We start from the raw sequence: 24,415 nt of genomic DNA on the forward strand, positions 1-24,415 counted from the left end.
GTGACGACAAGGGGGTGAAGGATGAAGAGTCGAGTGGCGATTTTGTTGTGCGTGGTGCTCGGTTTGATGTCGGTGGGATTGTACGTGAGGGCCGATGACTCTGAGGGTAAGAAAGAGAAAATCGAAGGCGTCTGGGTTCATCACGGGAGACATACGAACATCAACGTGTTTTGCCAACAACCGTGGATATGTCGTAACAAGGATTCCATCATGCACGGCAGTAAAATGAAGTGTACTTCCTCGGAAGTTACACACGGGGCCTGCAACTCGGGCGGCGACACGATCGACGGCTGCGCGTTCTGCGCGGCGGCGGAGCCGGAAACAGAGTGTTATTGCTGGTTGGAATAAGCGAAGAACCCGGCGTGATCAAACAGGGAGCAACGAACGACACCGCAAGGATCTCGAGAGAATTGTAACTTGCGTAGGGAAGTGAACATTGTGAGACGATTTGCGGTCTAAACGCGATGAACCATATGGCAAATTGGGAAACAGCACATCAACAGAGAGGTGGCGGATGAAAACGGCTAGAGTTGTGGCGTTGGCGATATTGTGTACCTTTTTAGGGGCGTCGGTTGCCTTTGGCGCGTATTTTGGGTCTCCGGAGACGGATTCCGAAACCGGGAAAGTTCAGCGTACCGACACCGGGGCAACATATACATGGCTGCATCGAAAGCCGAGCGGTGAGAGGATCACGGTAACGGTTTCCACGAACGAGGGCCGGTCGTTTTTCCAGCAAGCGCAGCGAATATACAAAGCGAAGTCGCACCGAGGCGTGGGCTACCAAGTGTATATTTACTACGATCCATACAAGAAAAACATCGATTCATGGGCACGAATCCTTAAGCAAGCGGCCAGCCGCTACGGCGTCGATGATTTCGCGCTGGCGCTGTCGTTTGTGCAAAGCATCCCGTACCAAGACGTCAGAAAATACCAACGGTACGCGTTTGAAACCCTCATCGATTGGACGGGCGATTGCTCCGACACTTCGGTGTTGCTGGCCTCGATCATTCATTCCATGGGATACGGCGCCGTCTTGGTGGGTTACCCCACGCATTTAGCGGTCGGCATCAAGTGCTCGCCGGAGTACGTCAGCCGGATGACCCCCGGGAAAACCGTCACCTATTTCGATCACAAAGGCGGCAAATACTATTTGTGCGAGACCACGGGAATGTGGTTCCAAATCGGCGAGAAACCGCCCAACCACCCCGACGTTGCCGAGATCACGTCCGTGCCGAGAAGCGCGCCGCCCTACGCCGCGCAAAGCGGCACCGCAACGTTCAACATCAGAAGCAGATACGCCTATAAGGTGTTCGTCGAATTTTGCTCGGCAAACCAATCACCCTATAGCTACCATTGGCCGGAGCACGACAAACTGTGGGTCATAGCCGACAACGAATGGCACGAATACCGGCTCGATTGCACAATGGGCGACCTGATTTGCTTCGGCGCCAGGAATTCAAGCGACGCATCGCGCGTGACTTCGTCATGGGGCAGCGGCGCGGGCTGCAAAAAGTTATGCCAAAAATGCTGCATACCCTGCGGCGGATCGTACCGAACCAATCTTACACCGTGAGCGCGGCGGCCGATCCGGCATATTAAGCAGTGTTTCTTAGGAACCCGGCTGGGACCGGTATACTCTAAAAGAATAAGATTGGTTTCTATTTAAACGGGAGGTGTTGAAATGGCCATGAGTCGAGTTCACGTACAGCATCGAGACGGTTCGCCCGCGCGCCACGTGCGGGTAGTGCTGGGATTTTCCGGAATCGCCGGCGGGATGACCAAACCCGCGTTTACCGACGGCAGCGGCGACGCTGTCGTGGAACACTCGTCCACCGGCCGCGCGACGGTATATGTCTCCGGAAGCGACTGCGGCTCGTTCCACGCGCCCGGCACTTACGCCGCGACCGTGTGAAAGCAACCGGACCTCCGCCGGAGTTGATCGCTGCGAACAGCCGGGTTACGGTATTGTCCAAGAAGTGACGAGTGTAGCTAGTCCCGGCCGGTAAAGATTGGTTCTTTACGGGTGAAGACTATCGAAAAGCCAAACACATCGTTCGCAAGGGGGAAACCGTATGCCTTTCGTAAAACACGCGTTATGGGCCTTCCTGGCTATTTTTCTGGTAAGCGCCATGTTTGTTGCTTGCGGCGGCGATGACGAGGATGAAGAAACCGGCACGGACGACGACGCCGACGATGATGATGACGCCGCTGATTGCGCCACGATGCCGGACATGGTCGTGGACCGCTTCACGTTTTACGACACCAGCGGCTTTTTCGGCACGGACTTTTCTTTCACCGAGATCGTGATCTGTAACGTCGGCGGCGCGGCGGCGCCCGCGAATTCCGTTTTCGGGTTTTATCTGGTAGCCAATGCCGACTTCACCGGCGATTACTACATCGTTGCGAAATCCAGCCCGCTGGTGGGCTTCGTCCCCGGCGACTGCCTCACGTTCACCCTAAACGCCACCTCGAGCGAAGTGGCTGAAGGGTACTACTACGTGTACATCGTCGCCGACAGCCAGGACGACATCTCCGAGTGCAACGAATCCAACAACTGGGCCCGCTCCGAGGAAGCCATCTACGCCAAACCCGACGAGACAGAACCGGTTTGAGCTCGCGGTCGACCGCGAGCTCTATCTTTCCAGCGACCGTCTAGTTAGCGGCGTTGCGATTATTTCGATATTGTGACCGCCACCGGCCAAAAGACCATGGAAATTTTCAAGCGTTACGACACGGTGTCGAAGAAAGACCTCAAAACCCTCACCGCCGCCGAAGAAAAAGGCGAAGTTGATCCATAGTCAGGTAAAGGACTATAAAACAAGGAAAACCTACCGCGAGGCGAAGGACATGCCGGGAGTTGAATTGAATCGCAGTTTTATTGACATCACGGATTCACATCAGGAACCCGACGTCCGGATGATGGCGAGTATCCTGCAGCAGCTGGACCGCGCTCTGAATTGGACTGGCGTGTTACAACACAAGTACGCTGTCATTCTTGGTGAAGCCCTATCCGGAAAGACGTGGGAGTTTCGGAGACAAACCGAGCGGATTAACAGTAACGGCGGTGACGCATTCTTTTTCCTTCTCCGATCTTTGGCAAACGGCGACTACGAAGTTGCCTTGAGCGGCCCAGAGGAAGGCGAAAAATTGGAGAAGTGGAAAAGCTCAAATGGCGAAGCTTATTTTTTCTTGGATTCGCTTGATGAAACGAAAATTGCAGGAAAGAGCCTGGACCTCGCATTACGCCACTTCGAGAACCGACTCGGCGCCAGCATCAATCGAGCACGTGTCTACATTTCGAGTCGATTTTCGGATTGGAGGCCTAACGCCGATCTCGAAATACTGAACGAATTTATAGAAAAAGTGGACAAAAAGAGTGACGGAATTGAAAACGACCAACATCAAAACGGCAACAGAGAATTCACCGCCCGAGTATTTCATCTTGGATGGTTGAACAATGAACAGATCCGGACAGTGGCTGAGTTCGAGACAAAGCGAGACGCGACAGGCTTCGCTGCGGCTGTGTACCGGGAAGGGGTTTCTGAACTCGTTGCCAGACCCGGGGACGTGCGATGGGCTGTACGCTTTTGGACAGAAAAAGGGCGCTTCGGCAGATATTCAGAAATAATTGAACACAATATCCAGCAGCGTCTTCAGGAACGAAGAGAGTTGGTTGAAAGCCTTTCGCCGCAAGAGTGTCAGGCGGCAGTCGAAGACTTAGCGCTCTTCGCGACTATGACGGGCTCCTTTTCTTTTCAAGTTCCTGATCATGGATCTTTTGCGGGAGAAATCGGGCAGCCGGTCAATGCGAGTGACATACTACAGTCTTGGAACAACGAAAAAATTGGCCGGTTGTTGAGGCTGGCAATATTTGACGTGGCAACATACGGACAGGTGAAGTTCCACGTGCGTCCGGTTCAAGAGTATCTCGCGGCCATGTCGCTGAAGGCGAAGTTCTCCGATGGTGTGGGTCAGAAAGAGATCGAACGTCTTTTCTTCGTCCAGAGTTTTGGAGCGACCGTAGTGCCGCGGCACCTTCACGAAACAGCAGCTTGGTTGGCAATAAAGATCGATTGGTTTCGAGAGCAGCTGGCGGATATTGCACCGGAAATTTTGATTGACCTGGGAGACCCGTCTTCACTTCCGATAGATACAAAAAGAAAGCTCCTCCGAAAGTGGAATTTGAAAATGCGGGAGCGCCCATACCAATGGCAGTGGTTCGGCGTCCACTCGTTGCGCCGGTTTGCTTCCGAAGAACTCGTGCCGGAAATCAACGAAATGCTCCTTTCCGAGGAAACTCATCATCTTGCGAAACGAACCCTGTTGTCGTTGGCGGACGACGGTGGGCTTCAAGGAGCAGTGAAATCGTGCCTCGCATTGTTGAAAAACCGTCGTGAAAGGGAAATGCTAGGGGATTTGGCTTGTGACGCCGTTTGCGCCAATGGAAGCCGCTCGGAGAAGAGGGAGCTTGTGGAAACCGTCCTCGGGTTCCAAAACGTGCAATATGCAATTTCAAACAGTGTTGCAAAGCGGTTATTTCCGGAAGTTCTGAAGCGAGAAGAATTGGTCGAAGTGATTAAAAAGACACGGCCTTTTCCGGATGAGAACACAACGACGTATTTCGAATTGTTTTTGGAAAACCAACTCCCTGAAAAATGCGACGTAGAAACGGCTAAGTTTATCCTCAGGGAGTTCGTGTTCAAGGCCAAAGCCGATGCGGGAACTAATGAGCGATGGAGGCTATGCCAGGAAGCGACAAGATGGACTGAGCGCATTGTGACTGGCTTGCTGGTAAAATTACTTGAAAACACAGAAAACACGGAGGAAATCGAAAACGCTCTGATCGCATTTAGAAACGAAGACACGCACGTGAGTTCGAGAAGACAGGCCTTGTTCAAACGTGTGGCGGAGGCATTGAAAGCGAATGCCGGGTGCAGGAGAGCGTTGTTTTGGCGGAACGTCGCTCAGGTACCAGAATCTGAAAGGAGCGGCCCGCCATACTACCGCAATTTGAATTACCCGTTCAGAATCTTCCATTTGGATGAGTGGGACACCGATTGGTTGCTAGAGGATGCGGCAAGAAAAGAAAAGCGTTTAGATCGCCTTGTGGCATTCGAACTTGCATTGTGTTTTCTCGGACGTGTCAAAAACCTGAAGGCCGACCCCCGCGTCGAGGAATTAAGAAGGCAACACGTGGAACTAGATGCGCGGTTTATGCGTTTTACGAACCCAAAGCCGTCTAATAGTTTCATGAAGACGCCCAGTCAGCGAAAAATTGAAATGTACGAAAGGAGAGATAAGGCAAAGCGTGAGGCAATGAAGAGCAGAACTGCGGAAATCGAAAAAGCCGCCGATGAGGAAGCTCTCCAGGAGCTCTATATCTATTGCCTCCAGAGAGTCATAAAAACGCAACTTGGCATCTCCAATCTGCGTCCGGTCATCGAGGAATACGGCGAAGAAACAGCAAACGCCGTCAAAGAGGGCGCTAAACGTTTCTGGAGGAAGCACCCCGTTCAAAAATTGACGTGCGGTAGTGTCGGATTGGCGTTGACGGGCTTGCTGTTCGAATTCCTTGGCGGATTGGATTTCGCGAGCATGCCGGAACCGGATGTGGCCATTGCGACAGAGTTAGCTTTGGAAGAGAAAAACGAGTTCCCACCTTGGTTCGAGAATTTACTTGAAACAAGACCGGGAATCGTGAAACCGCTTGTATCGAGAAGCTTGGAGGAGGAATTCACCAAACCCGAAGAAAGCCGCCCCCGGCGCCCAAATATCGAGAAAGTGCGTAAAGCTAGTTCAACCGTCCGATCAGTTTTTGAGGAGCAGATTTTCAATTTGTTGAAAACATCGGCGCCGCTTTCAACCGAAACACTGCAAAATGTCCTCGGAATCCTGGTTGATTCGGTTGAAGTGGACTGCGAAGACCTTTCAGCGAGGATTATTGTGCTTGCGAATGAATTCAGGCATTCACGAGATTCCTTTGTTCCTTTGTGGTGTGTGTTGTTTTGCGTAAGACCAAGTCATGCGATTGAAATGTGGGAAAGCATTAACTCAACTACCAGTGACGACGAAATCGACGATCTTAAACACGAAATATGTAAATTCCTGAGTTTCTGGTCCAATGGACTTTGGCCGACTGAGTTTCCCAGAAACGATGCGAAACAATTGGGGTTTCTGATTGCGGGGTTGCACCCCGATGATAAATCCACGAATGACGACTACTACGCGCGCCACTTTTTAAACGACGTGGAAAAGTGGCTTTGGAACACGAATTCGGAAACGACTGTCGCAGTATTCCGCGAATTGTCGGAAAAGCCGTTGTTTCAGCATCGGAAGTATGAATTCCTCAGGAGTGCAGAAACGAAAGCACGGGAAGTTGGGAGTTGTCGGCCGTTCAGCATGGCACAGGTGAGAGATTGGTTGGGCAAAAAGAGTTTCGAACCACTTTTACCAGGCCAGCTTTTCCGAATCGCGAAGTGGCGAATAGAAGAGGCAAAAGCTGCAATTGAGAAAAACAGGTTCAGCCTTCGCAATGAACTCAGGGAAGGCGATGAAGCCGGATTCCAACGATGGTTGGCAAACGCCCTTGAAACGAACAGCCACGGCCATTTCTCTGTTGTGCGCGAAGAAGAGGTCGACCAGAGGAAGAAACCAGACATCCGCCTTCATTCGACCAGTTTCATGTCGCCGATCGGTATCGAAATGAAAATCGCGGACAATTGGACTGGGCCCAAATTGGCGGAGCGCCTAAGAAACCAACTAGTTGGTCAATATCTTTCTACACATGATGCTTTCTATGCGCTGTTCGTCGTCGCCTTCTTCGGACGGGGGAAAGAACGGTGGCAGATTAAAAGGGGGCACAATCTCGATTTCAGCGAACTGGTTGATGAACTCCGGGCGATCGCATCCGACATCGCAAAAGGAAATCCAGAAGTGTACGGTCTCGAGGTAATCGGAATCAATTTCCGGGATCCAAAAAAAGGTTAGCCGCGCCTAAGAAAAACAGTGGACATCTATATGAACACCGGGGATTTTTCGGCACGAAAAAAGGGATCAGACCGAATCGCCTAACCCCTTGAAATCATTTGTGCCGGAGGTCGGAATCGAACCGACACGAGCGCAAGGCTCGCGGGATTTTGAGTCCCGTGCGTCTACCAATTTCACCACTCCGGCGAGATAAAAAAGAGCGAATGTGCAAACTGGCGAGTCATGCGCCTCATACAACTTGGAGCTAGCCGGGCTCGAACCGGCGACCTCTTGAATGCCATTCAAGCGCTCTTCCAACTGAGCTATAGCCCCGAAACGGACGTTCTCTTTACCAAACTTCGCGTCAACTCGTCAAGCGTCAAACACCGGTGTTTCGCCTGTGTCCTCAGCCGTTTTGACCGCCGGCGCGACGCGACTTGGAGCGTTCACTAAGCGCGCGAATCACCTCTTCGTTGCGCTCGACCGGAATCGACTTCTGCGCCTGTTCGATCCAGGCCTGCAAGGTTAGGTCGGCCTTTTCGCCAACCAACTCATCGCGCAACTCATCGCGCTTGACGCGGTATGCCGCGGGCGAAGGCTCGACGCGTTCTTTGAGCACTGCCACCACCACGCCGCTGCCCGCTTGGTAGGGCTTCTCGACCACGGGGCTGCCCGAGGTCAGCGCGAAGGCGGCGACTTGCAGTTCGGGCGCGGCGCCGACTTTCGGCACGGCGGTTTGCTGCCGCGCGAACAGACCGGTTTCTTGGATGTCCAAGCCGCGGGCGGTTGCGACGGCGTCGAATTTTTGGCCCGCGTTGAGCGCGGCGATGATCTGTTCACCCTTGGTTTGCAGGGCTTGTTGTTCAAGTTCTTTGCGTAGTTCTTCGCGCACCTTTTCGGCCACGTCGGCGAATTCCGGAATGTGTGATTCGACGATGTTGGTCAGCTTGAACAAGAATATCTGGTCGCCGGTCACGAAGGGCTCGCTGATGTCGCCGGTTTGAAGCTGGAACAGATCGATAGCGGCGCGACGGCCGTTGCGGATACCGGGCACGCCTTCGTCCTTCGTGAAGGTTGAGGTGGAGACAACTTTCAAGCCGCGGTCGTTTCCGAAGCGAAGGATATCGGCGCCGGGAGTGAGTTCGGCTTTGGCGGCGTCGGCGTCGGCTTTCGCCATACGTCGGGCCTCAAGTGTTTTCACCCGGCGTTCGATACGCGCCTTCACATCTTCCAGGGCCAGGATACTTTCCGCGCGCTTTTCCAGCGTTTCGATGATGTGGAAACCGTAGGGCGACTCGACCACGCCCGAGCGCTTACCCGGCTCGAGGCTGAAGGCGGTTTCTTCAAAAACCTTGACCATGCGGCCGCGACCGAAGAAGCCCAGGTCGCCGCCCTTGTCCTTGGTGCCAGGATCTTCGCTGTATTTCTTGGCGAGTTCGGCAAAGTCGCCGCCGTCTTTGAGTTGGTCAAGAATATCTTCGGCTTTAATGCGCGCCGCCTCTTTGAGGGCGGTGTCGGCGTCGGCGTCGACGTTGATCAGAATGTGGCGGGCGTGCGCTTGTTCGGGTTGCTTGAATTCCCGGTCGCGGTTCGCCTCATAGTATTGCGTAATTTGCGCCTCGGAGATCACGACGTCTTCGACGTAGCTGGAAGCGTCGAATACGGCATATTCTGCCTTGCGCTTTTCGGGCATCTTGAAGCGCTCTTTATCTTTTTCGAAGAAAGCGTTGGCGCTCTCGTCGGTGACCTTAACCTCGCCTTTCACCTTGTCGGGCTCGAGTTTGACGAAGCGCAAGTTGACCTTCAGTTCGCGGTTATCGAATTCTTCCTGCACTTCGGATTCGGCAACCTTGACCGAGGAAAGTACGAGAGAGCGCAGTTTCTGCCCGAGCAGTTGGCGGCGCAAATCGGTTTCGTAATCCGTGGGGCTGACTTTCTGCCGGCGCAGGATTTGGATGTAGCGCTCGCGGTTGAAACGCCCGTTCTGATAAAAGACGGGGTTCTTAACGATGGTGTTGCCGAGCTCCGCGTCGGTGACCGTCAGGCCCATTTGCAGGGCGAGGCTTTGAATGACGCGCTCGGTGATCAGCTTGTTCAGGGCGATGCCGGTCATGTCCATGTTCGCCAAGAAACTGTCGGCCGATTCGCCGAATCGATCGCGGTACATCTTGGCAATGCTTTGTTCGGTATTGACCAGTACGCGCGCGCCGATAGGCACACCGTCAACCTGGGCCACCCAAGCTTGCTTGTTTTGACCGCCACGACCGGCCGTGCGGCCGACGTACGACATGGCGCCGAAACCAATAATAAAGCTAAGCGCAACCGCGCCGAGGAGGATCTTGACAAGCAGCGACTGCTTGGATCGCCTTAAGATACTGAGAGCCATGCAAAAAACCCCTGTTAATTCAAGCTCACGGAACGTGGAAAGCTACAACAGCGGTGTGTAAAAATCAACCGCTCTGATCTGAGGTCGAACTCTCGTCGAATTCTGGCTCCGTGGCGTCGGATTCGGTTGTGTTTTGTTGCGCCGTCGAGACGAGGCGTTCGGCGTATTCGCGCTCGTCGGCACCCTGATAAATTGTCGTCAGTACTTCGGGAATCAGCGGCATATAGCGGGCGAAGTGTTTCGTTAAATGTAAGTCCACCGCCTCCAGAAGTTGCTCGGGTGAAGTGAAGCCGCTGACGATTTCCCGTTTGCGTTTTTTCCAATAGTTGTACTCGTCGTCTTCCAGAAAGCGAATCACGCCCGCCCAGAAAAGCAGTTTTTGGATGGCGTAGATGGTTTTCTGGGTCAGTTCGTAATGCGGCAAACCGGCCTTAGCCAGAAACTCTTCCGCGTAGGGTCCGAGTAGGTATTCCTCCAACTCGTATTGACTCATGGGGTTGCCGGGGCCGTTGATCCGGCAGATTTCGGAAATCACGGGCTTGGCGATTTCGCGGTTATACAAGTAGATACGCGGCGACCACAACGTTCGCAAATAATCCCCCCGCCGGATGTCTTTCGGATCCTGCGGGTAATCTTGCGGGTCGTCGTGTTGGAAAGCAAAATTCGAGGGTTGATCGTGGTCGCGGTCCGTGATGGTGACAATGGAGTCGTCGCCGCTCTGGCCGTCATGGCCGGGAACGTGCCCGTCTTCGGTGGCGGCCGGTCGCTCCGCGCTCTCAGCCCCGGCCTTTAGCCCTTGGCCGGCAAGCAGTTCGATTTTCATTTCCTGGAAACGATCGTCGTAGGTCAGGCGCACCACATCCTTGCAGGCTTCGAGAAACTCGCGGAAGTTGGCGAAACCCAAGTCGGCCTCATCAAACGATGGAGCCAACTGGATCATCTGCCAACGCAGCCATCGGCCGACGGCCGGGCGATCGGTGAAGCGGTGGCGTTGCATGGCGCGGGCGAGCAGATCCTTGGCCTCCTGCATATCCATGTCGCCGACGGTTTCGCGCAGCAGGTGCGGATTTTCCGTGGCGATGGTGCGATAGAAGCGGAATAGGTTGCAGGCGCGCACGAGGTGATCGCTGGTGTGTTGGCGCGTGCCGATCCCCACGACTTTCTTGCCGTATTTGCGCAAATTGAGAATAAGGCCGGTATAGTCCGAGTCCGACGCGACGATCACGTAGGTTGTGATGGCCGGAAACGTAAATAGCGTTTCCATCGAGTCGGCGGTCAGACGGATATCAGCCGCATTTTTGCGCTGGGTGCCGCGTGTATAAATTTGGACGAGGTCGACGTTGTTCCCCAATAGATTGTACATATGAGGATTCACATAATGCCAGTTGGAGTAGGCTTTTTTGATGGCGACCCGTCCAATGTTTTGGTCGACGTACTCAAGAACCTTGCCGATTTGAAAGGGTTCTTCACCGGTCTCTTCGACGGTCAACCGCATGTTCTCAAAATCGATGAACACGGCAGCAGTTTCCTTGCCAGGGTTGAAGAGCAAAGGAGCCTCGGTGTCGTTAAACATGATTTCCTCTCCTTAAAAAATATTTAGAAAGAACAGATGCCCCGTGCCCTAACCTAAGACAAAACGAGAATCTGTCAATCCGATAAAAGCTCTTTTCGACAAGTTAGCGGAGGCCGGAGGAAAAGATCGGGAGGCGTCTTTTTTGTTTGTTTCTTATAGGTTACCGGTCAACGAGCGATAACCGGCGGCCCGAAAAGAGTATAAAGATAACTTCTCAAAGCCCGATGGGTGCACGAATAAGACGACGCATCGGCGATTAAATCTCACCGGACGATGGGGCAGGCACACTTCCTCAGCGAAGCGCAATAGGTCAATAATAGCATAGAATATACCACTAATGAAATAATGCGTTGACAAATACCCCATTACTGAAATATAAGCATGCATGTAGTGAATGTTACCCTCTGTTTTTAACATCGAAGGGCGGGATGCGTTTGCAGCTTGTAAGAACAGCGGGACGTCGGGCGATCGGCTATTTCGTTGCCGCCGCCGCCCTTGGATTTTTCGTGTTGATCTCCGAGGTCGCGCTCAAGTATTTCGAAGTACCAGTCTACCTGCTGCCGCGACCCAGCCAAGTAATCAACGAAATCATTCAACATTTCGGTTACTACCTGACGCAGACCAGCGTTACGATGCTCGAGGCTGCCTCCGGCTTCCTGGTTGGCAATACAATCGCGTACGGTTTGGCGCTGTTTTTTGTACGCTTTCCCTCTGTGGAGAAAATGGGGCTGGCGGCGGCGGTCGCGGTGAAATCGACGCCCATCGTCGTTCTGGCGCCGCTGTTTATCATCTGGTTCGGCAACGGCTTGTTCGGCAAATGCCTGATGGCTGCACTGATCTGCTTCTTTCCCATGCTGGTGAACTCCACGGTCGGATTGCGCTCGGTCGACCCGGATATTCTGAATTACCTGCGCAGTTTGGGTGCGACACCAACGCAGACTTTGCTCAAGGTGCGTATCCAAACCTCGTTGCCCTATGCGCTTGCCGCGGCCAAAGCCTCATCGACGATCTCGATAGTCGGGGCGATTGTCGCCGAATTGGCCGGGTCCGACGCCGGGGTCGGCTACATTTTCCTCATGTCTATCTATCGCCTGGAAACGGAAAAAATGTTCGCGGCCATTGCCTTCGTGGCGATAGCCGGCGTTTTGTTTTACAGCTTGGTCAGTTTGCCGACACGAGTCTTGAGCCGACACGGTTGGGGTGATTACACAGCACGAATGAGTTAACGGCGGGACCCGGGTCCGGGGAGTGCATTGGGCACGTATGGTTATTTAATGGGAAGCGATTCTTGAAGCAAGCATCGGTAATCTAGACGAAGGGGAAAGACAATGGCGAGAAAAATGATGCAATCGGCCCTGGTTTTATTGTTGGCGTTTGCCGTGGTAGCGGCTCTCGGCGGCTGCAGCAAAGACAAGCCGGGCGCCACCCCGAAACCCGCGGTTGGTAAAGCGGCGCCCCAAGCTGCCGCCCCGGCCGAGAAGGCGTCGATCCGGTTGAAGTGGTTTGCTTACGGCAACTACGTGGGCTCCTACGTCGCGAGAGACAGCGGCATTTGGAAGAACCTCGGGCTCGATGTCACCGTACATGAGGGCGGCCCGCAACTGGATTCGTGTACGATGGTCGTCACCGATTCAGACCAATTCGGTATTGCGAGCCCCGATCAACTTTTGATCGCGCGGTCGAAGGGCCAGCCGGTTGTCGCCGTGGCGGCGCTGATGCAGAAAACGCCGATAGGCTTTTTGGTGCATGCCGACAGCGGCATCAAAGAGCCCAAGGATTTACTCGGCAAGCGCATGCGGTTCATCCCCGGGCACAACAGCGTGCACGAATACATGGCGATGATGAAATTGCACGGCCTGGATCGTTCGAAGGTGCGGGAGATCATCAACACGACCACTTTGCAGCTTTTCCTGAACCACGAAGTCGACTTGGAACCCATCTACGTCAACTACCAGCCGCTCATCATGAAGAAGAGGGGCATTCCGGTAGATGTGTTCAAACCCTCGGATTTCGGCATCGACAGCTACGGCAATATCTTGGTCGCTTCCGAGAAGCTCGTGCGTGAGAACCCGAAACTCGTGACCCGCTTTATCAAGGGCTTGCTGGACGGTTGGCGCAAAACCCACGCCGATCCCGCGATGGCCGCGAGCCTTCTGGTCAAGCTGAAACCGAACTTGGACCCTGAAATCGAAGCCGGTATCGCGGCGGGCACTAAGGAATTCATGGAGCGGGAAGACGGCCGCATGGGTTGGATGACCGAAGAAAAATGGAGCCACGTCATCGATCTGTTCCAACAAGGCGGCGTGATCGAGAAAAAACCCGATCCGAAAACCGTGTTTACCAATCGCTTTATGGAAGAAATTTACGGCGCAGCCCCGACCGCCCCTGCAGCGCCGCCCAAACCGTAGCCCGAAGCCGGCGAACAAGGCGGAGAGTTGCAGACTGCAACAAGACATACGCGCAGCAGCGCGATCGACGTCGCTGATCTGGTCGTGGATTATCCCGGCCTCAACGGCGAAGCCTTACGGGCCGTGGAACGCGTCGAATTCGCCGCGACTCCCGGTCGCCGGATCGCGTTGGTGGGCCCCTCAGGTTGCGGTAAATCGACAATTCTCAAGGCAATGGCCGGATTGCTGCGGCCCACCGGCGGCCGGATTCTCTTCGACGGTCTGGTGCCGCAAGCGGCCCGAGAGCAGAAGCTGTTCGGGTTGGTGCCGCAGCATCCGGCGTTATTGAAATGGCGCGTCGCGCGTGACAACGTCGCGCTTCCGTTGGAATTGAGCGGCGCGCGCAACGCCGCATCGCTGCGCCGGGTCGACGAATTGTTGGAACTGTTCGGCTTAGACTCCTTCGCCAGATATTACCCGAACCAATTATCCGGCGGCATGCAATCGCGCGTGGCGATCGCGCGGGCGCTGGCGCTGGAGCCGGGCGCGCTGCTGCTCGACGAGTGTTTCGGCAGCTTGGATGAATTGACGCGGGAACGCCTCTACTGCGAACTCTCGCCCATGTGGCACGAACTGGGAACGACGTTGGTGCTCGTTACTCACTCACTAGCCGAGGCCATCTACCTGTCCGACGAGATCGTTGTGCTCACGTCTTTGCCGGCGCGGGTAGCCGGACGGGTGATTGTCGGCGCGCCGCAACCCCGGTCGGAAGAGTTCATTCAGAGCGAGGAATTCCTGGCGGCGATGTCGCGGGCCCGCGCTCTTCTGGGATTGAGCGGCGACCCAGCAACTAAAAATTTATCGGAGGCGGTACCATGATGGCCTCACAAAACCGGACGTTGGATCCTCGCGTTGCCGTCAAACATATTTTGGTCGAGCGGCAGGCGCAGCAAGAGTACTTGTCGCGGGTCGGAGGCGTCCTCGATCAGTTTCCCGGGCGGAAACCGACGTACGTCGACGACTTCGAAGCGACGACGATCGCACGTGTTTTCCGCGAGCAGCTGGGTGAAGATCGCCCCCTGGCGGATGATTCGTCCGAAGCGGTGGGCATAGGCAAACGCGTACTGGCGATCGGCGCCCGGCGCGACGGGCGGATCGTCGAAAAGTTTACCGATGAAAAGGGAATGATCTGCCACGGATTTCACTATCTGCACGTCATGGCCAACGGCTGCGTGTTCAATTGCCAATACTGTTTTCTGCACGGCTCCATCTGGGCGCGGTCGGTGCCCACGATCATCAAGCTGAACATCAACTACGAGGACATCTCCACGCGGATGCGAGAGATCGCAGCCGACAATTTACGTCAGGGCAAGTGCACGCGCTTCAACATGGGCGTAATGATGGATTCGTTCGCGTTCGAGCCGACGATCGGTTTTCTGCGATATATCATTCCGCTGCTGGGCCACGACGACTTCGCGGCGACCACGCTGATCCTGCTCTCCAAAAGCAACGAGATCACGGAGTTGCTCAACGCGGCACGCCGCTATCCGTGGGCCACCAAACGAGTGCTACCCGGTTTCAGTGTGAATTCCGTAACGGCAGCCACGCGCTTTGAAGGCGGTACGGCCGGAACGCATGCGCGCCTGGCGGCAGCGCGACAACTGCAATCCGCCGGCTATGCGGTTCGCTTGCGTATCGACCCCGTAATTCCCATCGGAGATTGGGCGACCGAATACAAGCACCTCGTCGATCTTATTTACCGGGAGTACGAAATCGACCCGCAACCCTTGCTCGTGGCATCGTTACGCTTTGACGACCCGCAGCCGATTAACAGGGCGCGGGGGCGTTTTCCCTTCTCCCCCCTCTTTGATCTACCGCTTACCTTGGATGACGGCGCGAAATGGCGGCTGCCCTTCGATTTCCGGCGCGAAATTTTCGCGACGATCATCGATTACATCCGTCGCATTGCGCCACAGCAACGGCTCGGCCTGTGCAAGGAAAAAGCCGCGACGTGGAAGACCCTGGGCCTGGACCCTCGCCCCACCTGCGGGGCTTCCGATTGCTTGGAGCCCCCGTCCGGCGCCGCGGTCGTCGAGCCCGACCAACCGTAATCGAAAGGAGACGACAATGATTGTCAAACTAGAGATCGCTTATTTGCCGGAGTATTCGCCGGAAATGGGCAAACGGTTCAAACAGGAAATCCAGTGGCCTGCGGGCGTCGTCATGCGCGGCCCCTATCTTTACCCCGTTATCAGCGAGGGTAAGCGTGCCCTGTTCCTGTTCGAATTCGACAAAGCGCGCATGGGCGAGGCGATGGACGCCATTCGCGTATACCCGCTTCGCTTTTACGGAATGCCGGGCTTCAGCTACTCGCTGCAAATCTGTATCGAGGCTGTCAGCGAAGCGCGGGATTTCATGCCCTGACAACGGTCGCAGTCGACCGAATCAGCAAGCGCGAGGTAACGATGAACGAGACAATTGCCACGTTGTTTATCAACGGCGAATGGCGGCGGACCGACCGCGTCTTCATGGTGGACGACCCCGCCACGTCCGAACCGTTTGCCGCGGCTTCCGATGCCGCTTCCGATGACGTGCGTGCGGCGATTGCCGCGGCGTACGATGCGTTTCCGGAGTGGTCGCAAACCACGCCGCAGAAGCGGGCCGACATTCTGCTCGAAATCGCGCGCCGGATGCGGGCGAACAAAGAAACGCTGGCGACCATCTTGACCCGCGAAAACGGCAAGCCATTGGCCGAATCCCGAGCGGAAATCGATTTCGGCATCGGGTTCTTCATCTGGTTCGCCGAAGAGGCTAAGCGAGCCCGCGGCGAAATTGTTCCCAGCAATGCGCCCGGTAAAAGACGGCTAGTGATTCGCCAACCGCTGGGAGTGATCGCGGCGATTACCCCGTGGAACCTGCCCGTTGCCATCCTGGCCCGCAAAGTCGCGCCGATTCTCGCCGCCGGTTGCACCGCGGTCGTTAAACCCGCCGAGCAAACCCCGTGTACCGCGATTGAGATGTTTAAAATTTTCGCGGCCGCCGGCCTACCTGCGGGCGTGGCGAATTTAATTACCGTCGCCGACCCGTCGCCGGTGGGTAAGGAGTTCGTTGCCAATTCCCGCGTGGCGAAGATCACGTTCACCGGTTCCACGGCGGTGGGGCGGGAACTAGCGGCCGGGGCGGGGCGCCAACTCAAGCGCGTTTCTCTGGAATTAGGCGGGCACGCGCCGTTTATCGTTTTCGCCGACGCCGATGTGGATCACGCCGTGCGCCAATTGGTTGTCTCGAAATTCCGCAACAGCGGCCAAACCTGCCTATGCGCGAACCGCATTTTCGTTCACGAAGAAATACTGGACTCGTTTTGCCGCAAGCTCGTGGCCGCCGTGCAAGATCTTCGCGTTGGGGGCGGTCTGTCGCCGGAGACGGATATCGGCCCCATGATCGATCGCGACGGATTCGACAAGGTGCGGCGGCATGTCGAGGACGCCATCCAAGCCGGGGCCGAGTGCCTCGCGGGCGGCCGCCCCGTCGAGGTTCCCGGCTGGGAACGCGGGCTCTTCTACGCGCCGACCGTGTTGAAATGCGCCACCGAGGACCTAGTCGTCTGCCGGGAAGAAACCTTCGGCCCCGTGGCGCCGATTTTGGGCTTTACGGAGGAAGAGGCTGTGGTTCGGGCGGCGAATGATTCGGTATACGGATTGTCCGGCTACGTGTTCACCCGCGATTTGGGGCGCGCCGTGCGGGTGGCCGAGGCGTTGGAGTGCGGTGTCATCGGCGTGAACGACGGTTTGACGCCGGTACCCGAGTGTCCCTTCGGTGGCTTCAAGCAAAGCGGCATCGGCCGTGAGGGCGGCTGGCAGGGGTTGGACGAATGTCTGGAAACCAAATACATCACCGTCGCGTACTGATGCCGCAATAAGGCGTCGAATAATTTGCCGGAAATGTTCTTACATCAAATGCGCGGTCAGGGTCACGTTGCCGATGCGTAGGCGGTCGCCGTTGTGCAATTGGACCTTCTTTGCCCGTTTGTCGTTGACGTACGTGCCGCCGCCCAGATCCTTGAGATAGAACGTCCCTTTTCGGTCGACCTTGATCCACGCGTGCTTCGGGGCGACGTCGGGGTAGGGTAGGTAGACGTCGCAGTCTTCCTGCGAGCCAATCATGGTGCGGCCGCCGGCGAAAGTGCCGGTGAGCACGAGGTTGTGAACCCGCGTACCCCCGTCGGGCTTTTCCTCAATGAGGCACGGATTGATCGTCGTGCTGATCAGGCGGCGATCGCGGACGTCGGCGTCGTGGAAGAAGCCCTGTTCCACCTCGTCCTCGAAGATTTCTTCCACTTCGGTAACGAGGGGTTCACCGTCTTCGCCGTATTCGATTTCTTCCTCGGCGACGATGCGGCCGCCGGCGAAGTCTTCTTCGGATACCGGCTCGTAGACTTCTTCCTCTTCGGCTGCGGCTTCGGCCGCTTCGGCTACCAATTCCTGCTCGACCTCTTCCCCGTATTTTTCCACGAGCTGGTCGGCGAAAACGGGCATTTGCAGGGTGTCGAGTTCCTGTAATTGAATTTCGACTTGTTCGATATCTTCGGCGGCGACGGTCACTTCTTTTTGAGCCGTTTCGATTTTTTGCCGGGCGCCGTCTTTGAGGCTTTCGTACTCGGCTTCGTTATCTTCGAACTCGCCGATTTCGGCGCGGAGGTCGATCTCTTCCAGTTCCGAATTGGCGGCTTCGATTTCCTTTTCGAAGGCAGCACGTTGATTGCCCCGCGCGACGATGTAATCCTCGCATTCGGCCCTTTTGTCCGCGACCTGCTTCTGCCAATCGGTTTGGGCGACTTCGAGTTCGGCCGCGTATTTCTGTACGACTCGGTCGCGCACCGTTTCGGGTGTGACTAGATGGTGTGCGGCGTCTTCGGCGCGACGTTGGGCTTCTTCCTCGGCCTGGCGGCGGGCTTCTTCCTCCGCGGCGCGTCGCTCCGCTTCTTCACGTTCACGCTCTTCCTCGATGCGGCGCTGTACGTCGGCGATGCGGGCTTCCACGTCGATGGTCTTCTCGTCGATTTCGCCACGCAGCTTTTCGTACAGCTCGGGACGCACCTTGTCACGGCGCGCCTCGAGTTTCTGCATACGTTCGAGGTAGCTCTCCTTCTCCTGTTGGAGAGTCGCGAGTTCGTCCTGCAGACTCATTCCGTACCTCCGCCGGCACCCTGAGCGCCGGTACCGTTACTGTCTCCTAAAGCATCCGGGGGGAAAGCCACCCCCACCAACGTCAAGCCGTGCGCCGGCGCGGTAGGACCCGCGCAGCTACGGTCTCGCAACGCCAGGATATCCGCAAATTCCCCCGGTGTCACCTTCCCCCGGCCGACGAGCGCAAGCGTACCAACAATCGCCCGAACCTGGTGCTTCAGAAAAGCCGTGCCGCTGATTGTAAAACAAAGCAGGCCCCCTTCCACACTGCCGGCGAAAGGCCACCAATCGGCGTGCCGTTCCCACGCGCCAACGGTAACCATATCGTGAACAGTGGCCGTCACGATGCGCCTGACCGGGTGTGCGGCTTCACAACTGGCAGCACGAAATGCAGAGAAATCGTGCTCACCAACAAGTGAAACCATGGCCTGCTGCATAGAGATTATATCCAGTTCGTCGGTAATATGCCAGCTATAACGCGACAAAAACGGGCTCGGGAAAGGACGATTCAATACGACATAACGGTAGTGGCGCCGGTGGGCGCGATGCCGGGCCGAAAAGCCCTCGGGTACGCGCCGGATGTCGTGGATCGTGATGTCCGGCGGCGTGACCGCATTCCACGCTGTGAGCAGGCGGGGTAGGTCCAAGTCGAATGGCAACGTAAAATCAGCTGGCAAATCCAGGGCGTGTACACCGGCGTCGGTGCGGCCGGCGCCGCGTAGGCGCACGGGCTGTTGGGTGACTTTTTCGAAGGAGGTTTCCAGAGCTTCCTGGACGCTCAACCCGTTGGGTTGGTACTGCCAGCCCACGTACGCCGTGCCGTCGAATGCCGCGCGCACCAAGTACGAACGGTTGCAATCGGCGGGGGCGGCAATGCGGCTCAAAATTCGAACAGAATTCCCAACGAGTGGAATTGACTCGACAGGTCGACGATGTTTTCTTCGCCGAAGTTGTCGAGATTCGTGTACCGAAATTCATAGAAAAGGTAAGTGTTGTTGATGCCCCACTCGGCTTCTAGGGCGCCGCTGGCGCGTTTTTCCAGGTTGTCGAGAAGGAACATCAAGCCGCCGTACGCCTGGGCGCCGTAATTGTACGAGCGGCGTTTCCAACTGCTGTCGAGCTTTTCCTCAAACCAGTACGACAAAACGCCCGAGGCCCCGGCGTAGGGCACCACGGGCTGATCGAGGCCGAAATTGAATCGATACAACAACCCCAGACCGCCCGGTGCGATATGCAGTTTGTATTTTTCGGCGGTCTTGGATTGATCCTGCGGCGAAATGCCGTGACCTTCCGCAAAGCCATAGCTGATGTTACCGACCAACTCCAGGTGATGAACGATCTTCCAACTGGCGGCCATCTGGTAAAACGCCACACCCTTTTCACCGTAAACGTCTGCGTAACCGTCATCGTCAAAGAAGAGCATGCCGATGTTGAAGCCAAAAGTCCCCCAAAACGGACTCTCCTGCCAATGGCGATCCTGTCGTTCCGGCTCTTGAGCCCAGGCGGTGCCGGCGACCAGCAGCGCGGCGATAAGCACGACTAACAGAAAGCTTCGTTTCATCGACTGACCCCCCGGCGGCGCAACATCACAAACGCCAACGACAGACCCATTAGGAGCGGCAGCAAAGCCAGCCCGGGCCGACGGGCTTCCAGACCGGCCGCCGCGGCCACCGGTGTCAACAGAGTGCGGACCGCGGCTCGAGCGCCCGGGTGCGACGCCAAACGACGGGCCAGCGGCGGGCTCGCCCGGTAGTACGCCTGCACCAGCGCGCGGCCGACCGAAGAATGAGCCAGCACGTGATCGCGGAAAAGCCGCAACTCCACGACCAAGGGGTGGTCGTAGTCGCCCCAGGCGGCGGTTGCAATGAAACAGCCACCCTCGTCACCGGAAAGCTCCGAGAAGCCGACGGTTTCAGTCGGCGTGCCGCCGCCTTCTTCCGACAGTTCGCCCTCGGTACCGCTTTCGTCAACGGCCGACACCCGCACGTAGTAGGTTTTTTCGTTTTCCAGACCGGAAAGCTGGAATTCATCCACGTTGTCCACATCAATCGGGCTGACCCCCTCGGAGGCGTCGATGCCGTCGTAGTCGAAAGCGTCCACACCTGAGGAAGTGCCGTAATAGACGAGATAATAAGACAAGTCGGAGGCATCCACCGGATCCCACGAGAGGAAGAGTTTGCCGTCGCCGCGGCCGACCGACAAACCGGAAACGCGGTCGGGCGGCGTGTCCAGCGAGATAGCGGTCGAAGCGTAAGCGGTTTCGGTGCCGGAAGTGGCGATAACGTATATCGTATAGGAACCGTCGCCTTCGCCGAAATCGTTGTCGGCGCTGATCGTCGTGCTTGACGTCAAGGTTCCGGTGAACGACCCCGTGCCGTCGGAAGCGGCGACCGAATCGCCCGAGCCCTCGGTGCCGTCACCGCCGATTTCCAGGGAGAACGTGCCCGAACCGTCGGACTCGATGCGCCAAAATACTTTGGCGGTTTCGCCTTCGCCAATGGAGCCGTCGGTCGGCTGGGTGCTGATAATGTCTACGGTCAGTTCGGCCTGGGCCAAACCGGCCGCCATCAACACCACAAAGACGACCGCACAGCCTAAAACGGCCTGTTTGATCATATTCCTGCTCCCGTGTCGGGATTCACCCTTCCAGATGTTCCACCGTATCCTACTTGCAGCCTATAGCGCGGTCAAGCACGCTCGGGCCTTGGACCCATCGAACTGCTGGAAAGTTCAAAGTTTCACGAGGCGATCCATCGCTTCGACCAGCCGGCTTTTTTCCTGACAAAGCGCGATCCGGGCGTAGCCCTCGCCCGCGGCGCCAAACCCGACCCCCGGCGTGACCACAACCCCGGTTTTTTGGAGCAAATCGTCCGCGAACGCCGCGCTGTCGCCGCCGGGGACCGGGAACCAAACGTAAAAGGTCGCCTTGAGGTCGGGCACGTCGAAACCCGCTTGCCGCAATCCGGCCAGCACCAGGTCGCGCCGCTCGCGGTAGACCTCGACGATGGCGTGCCGGATAGCGGGATCCATGTTAAGCGCGGCAACAGCCGCTTGCTGCACGGCTTCGAACGCGCCGGAGTCAACATTGGTTTTGACGCGTCCGATGGCCTGCACGATCTCCGCATTGCCGGCTACGAAGCCGACGCGCCAGCCGGTCATATTGAAGGTTTTCGAAAAACTGTGGAATTCGGCGGCCCGTTCCATGGCGCCGGGCGCTTGCAGCACACTGGGCGCGCGGTAGTCGCCAAACCCCATTTCAGCGTAGGCGGCGTCGTGCAACAGCGTGATGTTGTATTGCGCGGCAAAAGCGAGGGCTTCGGCGAAGAAATCCAGGTTGGCGGTCGCGCCGGTCGGGTTATTCGGATAGTTCAGATGCATCACCGTCGCGCGCGAGGCGACGGCTTTAGGAATCCCGGAAAAGTCGGGTAGGAAGCTGTTTTCGGCCGCGAGCGGCATATCCACCGGGTTGCCGCCGGCGAAAATCGTGCCGGCCCGGTAGACGGGGTAGCCGGGGCTGGGGATCAACACGGTGTCGTCGATTTCGACCAACGCCAGCGCGGCGTGGGCGATGCCTTCCTTGGAGCCGATCAGAGCGCAGATTTCGGTTTCGGGATCAAGTTCGACGCCGAAACGTCGCTTCATGTACCCGGCGCAAGCTTCGCGAAAGGGGCGCATGCCCTGGTATGACGGGTAGCGATGCGTGGCCGGATTCCGCACGGCTTCGATCAAGGCCGACACGATGGGTTCCGGGGTGGGCCGGTCCGGGTCGCCGACGCCCAAGTCAATGATATCCACGCCGCGCGCCGCGACGAGCTCTTTTTGGCGGTCCAGTTCGGCAAACAGGTACGGCGGCAAGCTCGTGAGGCGTTGGGTTTGGATCGAGCGACGCATCTTTTCTCCTGTTTTTCTTTTTGTTGCGTGAAGTTGGGTCCTATCATACGACGCGAGGCAACGCAATTGCCGCCCCGCCTTTGCTTGCCCGAGAACGTGGCGGTTGCTACAGTGGCGGCGTTCGGAAAAGGGGAGACGAAACGCGCGTGCGGAAGATCTTGGACGAAATGCACAATTTTTTGGTCAGCGGTTTTTCCGGCGATCTGGGAACCGTTTTGGGCCAAGTGTTTTTTGTCGTCATCGGCGTGTTGCTTTTCTTCGCCCTCTACACCATCGTGCGGTTTTTCACCGACCCGATTACCCTAAAGGTATTGCGCGTACGCGACAGATCACCGTTGCCGAACCTCGTGGCGCTCTTCGTATCGGCGATTCTTTTCGTGTATATGCTGATCGGCGCCTATCGCCACATACCAGCCACGCGGCAAACCGTGTTGGGCCAGGCCGGGCAATGGTTGGATCGCTTTTTGTGATTTATTGACGCGGCCGCAGGCGAAAGGTCAACACCTGGGCGTCATCGCTGATCACCTCGCCGAAACCGTCGACGTAGCGCTGCGTCGCCCAATGGAATTCCTGCCGCGTTTCGATGGGCAGGCCGAGTTCGAGATCGAACCGTGCCTGGTACGACGCGTTTTGAAAGCGTAGCGCGATCGTCACGTCGCCCAGTTGCACCAACCCGAAGGGCGATTTCGCCGACTCCTTGCCGACTTTCCGAAACGTTCCGCCCAGAAACAAATGCGACCCTTCACGCTTCGCGATGCGCCAAACCCATTCCAGCGGTATCAAGCCGGTCATCGGTGGGGGCGGGGCGAGTTCGAAAGGCAGCGACCACTCAGGCTGCTTGCGCCAGTTGGTCGGGAGGTACGCCCCCATCAAGGTCGGAATCGTCTGCTTCATTTCCCGGCGCGGGTAGATCGTTAGGCCCGCCGGGGGCTGCGACCATTGTTCGCGGCTGAGAAAATCGGCCGGCGGTGGGCCGCCGCGAAAATCGCGTTGCCATCGGCCCGTTGCGTCGACGAGGGCATGCAGGCCGTAGTCGCCGATATCGCGCAGGTAGCGCACGCCGGGCGATAAGTCGAAACGGTCGCGGCCGCGGTCGACGACACCCGCCTGCACGATCGGCGGCCGGTCGCCTTCGGTGACGGTGTAGCGCGACTCGGTCGGCACAAAATGCAGGTGAGCCGCGCCGCGTTTGTCGACCTCCACCACGCGCATATCGAGGCGCACGTAGGTGGAATGGGTGCTGGGCGCTTCGGCATCGGTGCGCGGCGTGTGGGTGAGTCGCTCGGCGAAATCGACGACGAAAACATCCCCGGCGGTGAAGTGGTAAGCGGGGTCGCCGCCGGATGTATTTGTGTCCGACGGGGGCGGCGGTCCGCCGCAGGCGACGAGCAACAACACAAGACACGGCAGAAAGTATATGTAACGCATGGGCATGTTTTAACACGAAGCAAGGCCAGTCGCAACGAAAGCGGAACCTTTTGTTGCGTGGCCGGTCCATTTTTTTTACGTTTAAACTTGCTCGAAACCGGGAGCGTATCTATCTTGACTGTGCTACCTGGAGGCCGTGTGAAAAAGACCATTGTCCTGATTGGGTTGGCGTTGGTATCGGCATGTGTCTATGCCGCCGCGGCGCAGGGACTAAGTGTAGTCGATGTTACCTTCTGCCAGCGCGTCGTCGATCGCGAACCCATCGATACCGGGACGACGTTCCCCGCCGACATCGGCTGGCTTTACTGCCACACGACGATCAGCAACCCTGGTGAACCGGCGGAGATTCATCACGACTGGTACTACCAAGACGCCTTCATCAGCCGGTTGACGCTCACCGCCGGGACGTCGCCGAAGTGGCGCACGTTTTCCGCCAAGCAGATGAGCCCGGCGTGGTTGGGCAAATGGGAAGTGGTCGTAAAAACCGACTCCGGCCGGGAACTAGCCCGCAAATCTTTTGAACTGACCGCCCCCGCCGAGTAACGGCCTTGGCAACCTGGGAATAAGCCGGGCACAATAAGCACTTCACACGATGAGG

General features: G+C 56.9%; 21 protein-coding genes and 2 tRNA genes. 13 read left to right on the forward strand and 10 right to left on the reverse strand.

What is annotated here, in order from left to right; all coding sequences use genetic code 11:
* The first annotated feature begins 21 nt into the window (after nucleotides 1–21).
* From P9L99_06255 to P9L99_06275, 5 genes are all read left to right on the forward strand, one after another.
* Entirely contained in the window at nucleotides 22–348 is a 327-nt protein-coding gene (locus P9L99_06255; protein MDP8222944.1) for a hypothetical protein, read from the forward strand.
* Nucleotides 349–514: 166 nt separating this feature from the next.
* Complete coding sequence (locus P9L99_06260; GenBank protein ID MDP8222945.1) at nucleotides 515–1,573, forward strand: hypothetical protein; 1,059 nt, start codon at nucleotides 515–517, stop codon at nucleotides 1,571–1,573.
* Between the two features lie 108 nt (nucleotides 1,574–1,681).
* Complete coding sequence (locus P9L99_06265; GenBank protein MDP8222946.1) at nucleotides 1,682–1,912, forward strand: hypothetical protein; 231 nt, start codon at nucleotides 1,682–1,684, stop codon at nucleotides 1,910–1,912.
* A gap of 160 nt (nucleotides 1,913–2,072) precedes the next feature.
* Nucleotides 2,073–2,612 carry a CARDB domain-containing protein gene (locus P9L99_06270; protein ID MDP8222947.1) on the forward strand — a complete coding sequence of 180 codons (540 nt, stop codon included), beginning with the start codon at nucleotides 2,073–2,075 and terminating at the stop codon, nucleotides 2,610–2,612.
* A gap of 235 nt (nucleotides 2,613–2,847) precedes the next feature.
* Nucleotides 2,848–6,987, forward strand: coding sequence for a hypothetical protein (locus P9L99_06275; protein ID MDP8222948.1), 4,140 nt, complete (start codon nucleotides 2,848–2,850; stop codon nucleotides 6,985–6,987).
* 101 nt (nucleotides 6,988–7,088) lie between these two features.
* Here P9L99_06275 and P9L99_06280 read toward each other — a convergent pair.
* The 4 genes from P9L99_06280 to P9L99_06295 all read right to left on the reverse strand — a co-directional run bounded on the left by P9L99_06280 (nucleotide 7,089) and on the right by P9L99_06295 (nucleotide 10,925).
* Nucleotides 7,089–7,173, reverse strand: a tRNA-Leu gene (locus P9L99_06280).
* A gap of 53 nt (nucleotides 7,174–7,226) precedes the next feature.
* Nucleotides 7,227–7,299 (reverse strand) — tRNA-Ala (locus P9L99_06285).
* 73 nt (nucleotides 7,300–7,372) lie between these two features.
* Nucleotides 7,373–9,352 (reverse strand): peptidylprolyl isomerase, encoded by a 1,980-nt coding sequence (locus P9L99_06290; protein ID MDP8222949.1) that lies wholly within the window; start codon nucleotides 9,350–9,352, stop codon nucleotides 7,373–7,375.
* A 64-nt stretch (nucleotides 9,353–9,416) separates the two neighbouring features.
* Nucleotides 9,417–10,925, reverse strand: coding sequence for an NYN domain-containing protein (locus P9L99_06295; protein MDP8222950.1), 1,509 nt, complete (start codon nucleotides 10,923–10,925; stop codon nucleotides 9,417–9,419).
* 428 nt (nucleotides 10,926–11,353) lie between these two features.
* Between P9L99_06295 and P9L99_06300 the strand changes: the two genes are divergently transcribed.
* The 6 genes from P9L99_06300 to P9L99_06325 all read left to right on the forward strand — a co-directional run bounded on the left by P9L99_06300 (nucleotide 11,354) and on the right by P9L99_06325 (nucleotide 17,220).
* Nucleotides 11,354–12,151, forward strand: a complete 798-nt coding sequence (locus tag P9L99_06300; protein MDP8222951.1) for an ABC transporter permease — start codon at nucleotides 11,354–11,356, stop codon at nucleotides 12,149–12,151.
* 102 nt (nucleotides 12,152–12,253) lie between these two features.
* Nucleotides 12,254–13,333 carry an ABC transporter substrate-binding protein gene (locus tag P9L99_06305; protein ID MDP8222952.1) on the forward strand — a complete coding sequence of 360 codons (1,080 nt, stop codon included), beginning with the start codon at nucleotides 12,254–12,256 and terminating at the stop codon, nucleotides 13,331–13,333.
* Nucleotides 13,334–13,360: 27 nt separating this feature from the next.
* The gene (locus P9L99_06310) at nucleotides 13,361–14,191 is read left to right on the forward strand and encodes an ATP-binding cassette domain-containing protein (protein MDP8222953.1); all 831 of its coding nucleotides are present in this window, start codon (nucleotides 13,361–13,363) and stop codon (nucleotides 14,189–14,191) included.
* A complete protein-coding gene (locus P9L99_06315; GenBank protein ID MDP8222954.1) occupies nucleotides 14,188–15,423 on the forward strand; it encodes a hypothetical protein in 1,236 nt (411 codons plus the stop codon). Before P9L99_06310 ends, P9L99_06315 begins: the two co-directional genes overlap by 4 nt.
* Nucleotides 15,424–15,439: 16 nt before the next feature.
* Nucleotides 15,440–15,736, forward strand: coding sequence for a hypothetical protein (locus P9L99_06320; GenBank protein ID MDP8222955.1), 297 nt, complete (start codon nucleotides 15,440–15,442; stop codon nucleotides 15,734–15,736).
* A gap of 41 nt (nucleotides 15,737–15,777) precedes the next feature.
* Entirely contained in the window at nucleotides 15,778–17,220 is a 1,443-nt protein-coding gene (locus P9L99_06325; GenBank protein ID MDP8222956.1) for an NAD-dependent succinate-semialdehyde dehydrogenase, read from the forward strand.
* A gap of 39 nt (nucleotides 17,221–17,259) precedes the next feature.
* Here the strand turns inward: P9L99_06325 and P9L99_06330 are convergent, their stop codons facing one another.
* The 5 genes from P9L99_06330 to P9L99_06350 form a co-directional block, all read right to left on the reverse strand.
* The gene (locus tag P9L99_06330; protein MDP8222957.1) at nucleotides 17,260–18,498 is read right to left on the reverse strand and encodes an FHA domain-containing protein; all 1,239 of its coding nucleotides are present in this window, start codon (nucleotides 18,496–18,498) and stop codon (nucleotides 17,260–17,262) included.
* Nucleotides 18,495–19,382, reverse strand: coding sequence for a tRNA pseudouridine(38-40) synthase TruA (gene truA / locus P9L99_06335; protein ID MDP8222958.1), 888 nt, complete (start codon nucleotides 19,380–19,382; stop codon nucleotides 18,495–18,497). Before truA ends, P9L99_06330 begins: the two co-directional genes overlap by 4 nt.
* Nucleotides 19,379–20,059 carry an MXAN_2562 family outer membrane beta-barrel protein gene (locus P9L99_06340; GenBank protein ID MDP8222959.1) on the reverse strand — a complete coding sequence of 227 codons (681 nt, stop codon included), beginning with the start codon at nucleotides 20,057–20,059 and terminating at the stop codon, nucleotides 19,379–19,381. Before P9L99_06340 ends, truA begins: the two co-directional genes overlap by 4 nt.
* Nucleotides 20,056–21,114 (reverse strand): fibronectin type III domain-containing protein, encoded by a 1,059-nt coding sequence (locus P9L99_06345; GenBank protein ID MDP8222960.1) that lies wholly within the window; start codon nucleotides 21,112–21,114, stop codon nucleotides 20,056–20,058. The genes P9L99_06340 and P9L99_06345 overlap by 4 nt, the downstream gene beginning before the upstream one ends.
* Before the next feature lie 114 nt (nucleotides 21,115–21,228).
* Nucleotides 21,229–22,389 (reverse strand): LL-diaminopimelate aminotransferase, encoded by a 1,161-nt coding sequence (locus P9L99_06350; protein ID MDP8222961.1) that lies wholly within the window; start codon nucleotides 22,387–22,389, stop codon nucleotides 21,229–21,231.
* Nucleotides 22,390–22,535: 146 nt separating this feature from the next.
* Between P9L99_06350 and P9L99_06355 the strand changes: the two genes are divergently transcribed.
* The gene (locus P9L99_06355) at nucleotides 22,536–22,859 is read left to right on the forward strand and encodes a hypothetical protein (protein ID MDP8222962.1); all 324 of its coding nucleotides are present in this window, start codon (nucleotides 22,536–22,538) and stop codon (nucleotides 22,857–22,859) included.
* Nucleotide 22,860: 1 nt separating this feature from the next.
* On the opposite strand, the gene P9L99_06360 is transcribed toward P9L99_06355, so the two are convergent.
* Nucleotides 22,861–23,817 (reverse strand): hypothetical protein, encoded by a 957-nt coding sequence (locus tag P9L99_06360; GenBank protein ID MDP8222963.1) that lies wholly within the window; start codon nucleotides 23,815–23,817, stop codon nucleotides 22,861–22,863.
* Nucleotides 23,818–23,955: 138 nt separating this feature from the next.
* On the opposite strand from P9L99_06360, the gene P9L99_06365 reads away from it, so the two are divergent.
* On the forward strand, nucleotides 23,956–24,360 hold the full coding sequence (locus P9L99_06365) for a DUF2914 domain-containing protein (protein ID MDP8222964.1): 405 nt from the start codon (nucleotides 23,956–23,958) through the stop codon (nucleotides 24,358–24,360).
* Nucleotides 24,361–24,415 lie beyond the last annotated feature (55 nt).

This window comes from Candidatus Lernaella stagnicola, from assembly GCA_030765525.1.
GTDB classification, from domain to species: Bacteria; Lernaellota; Lernaellaia; order Lernaellales; family Lernaellaceae; genus Lernaella; species Lernaella stagnicola.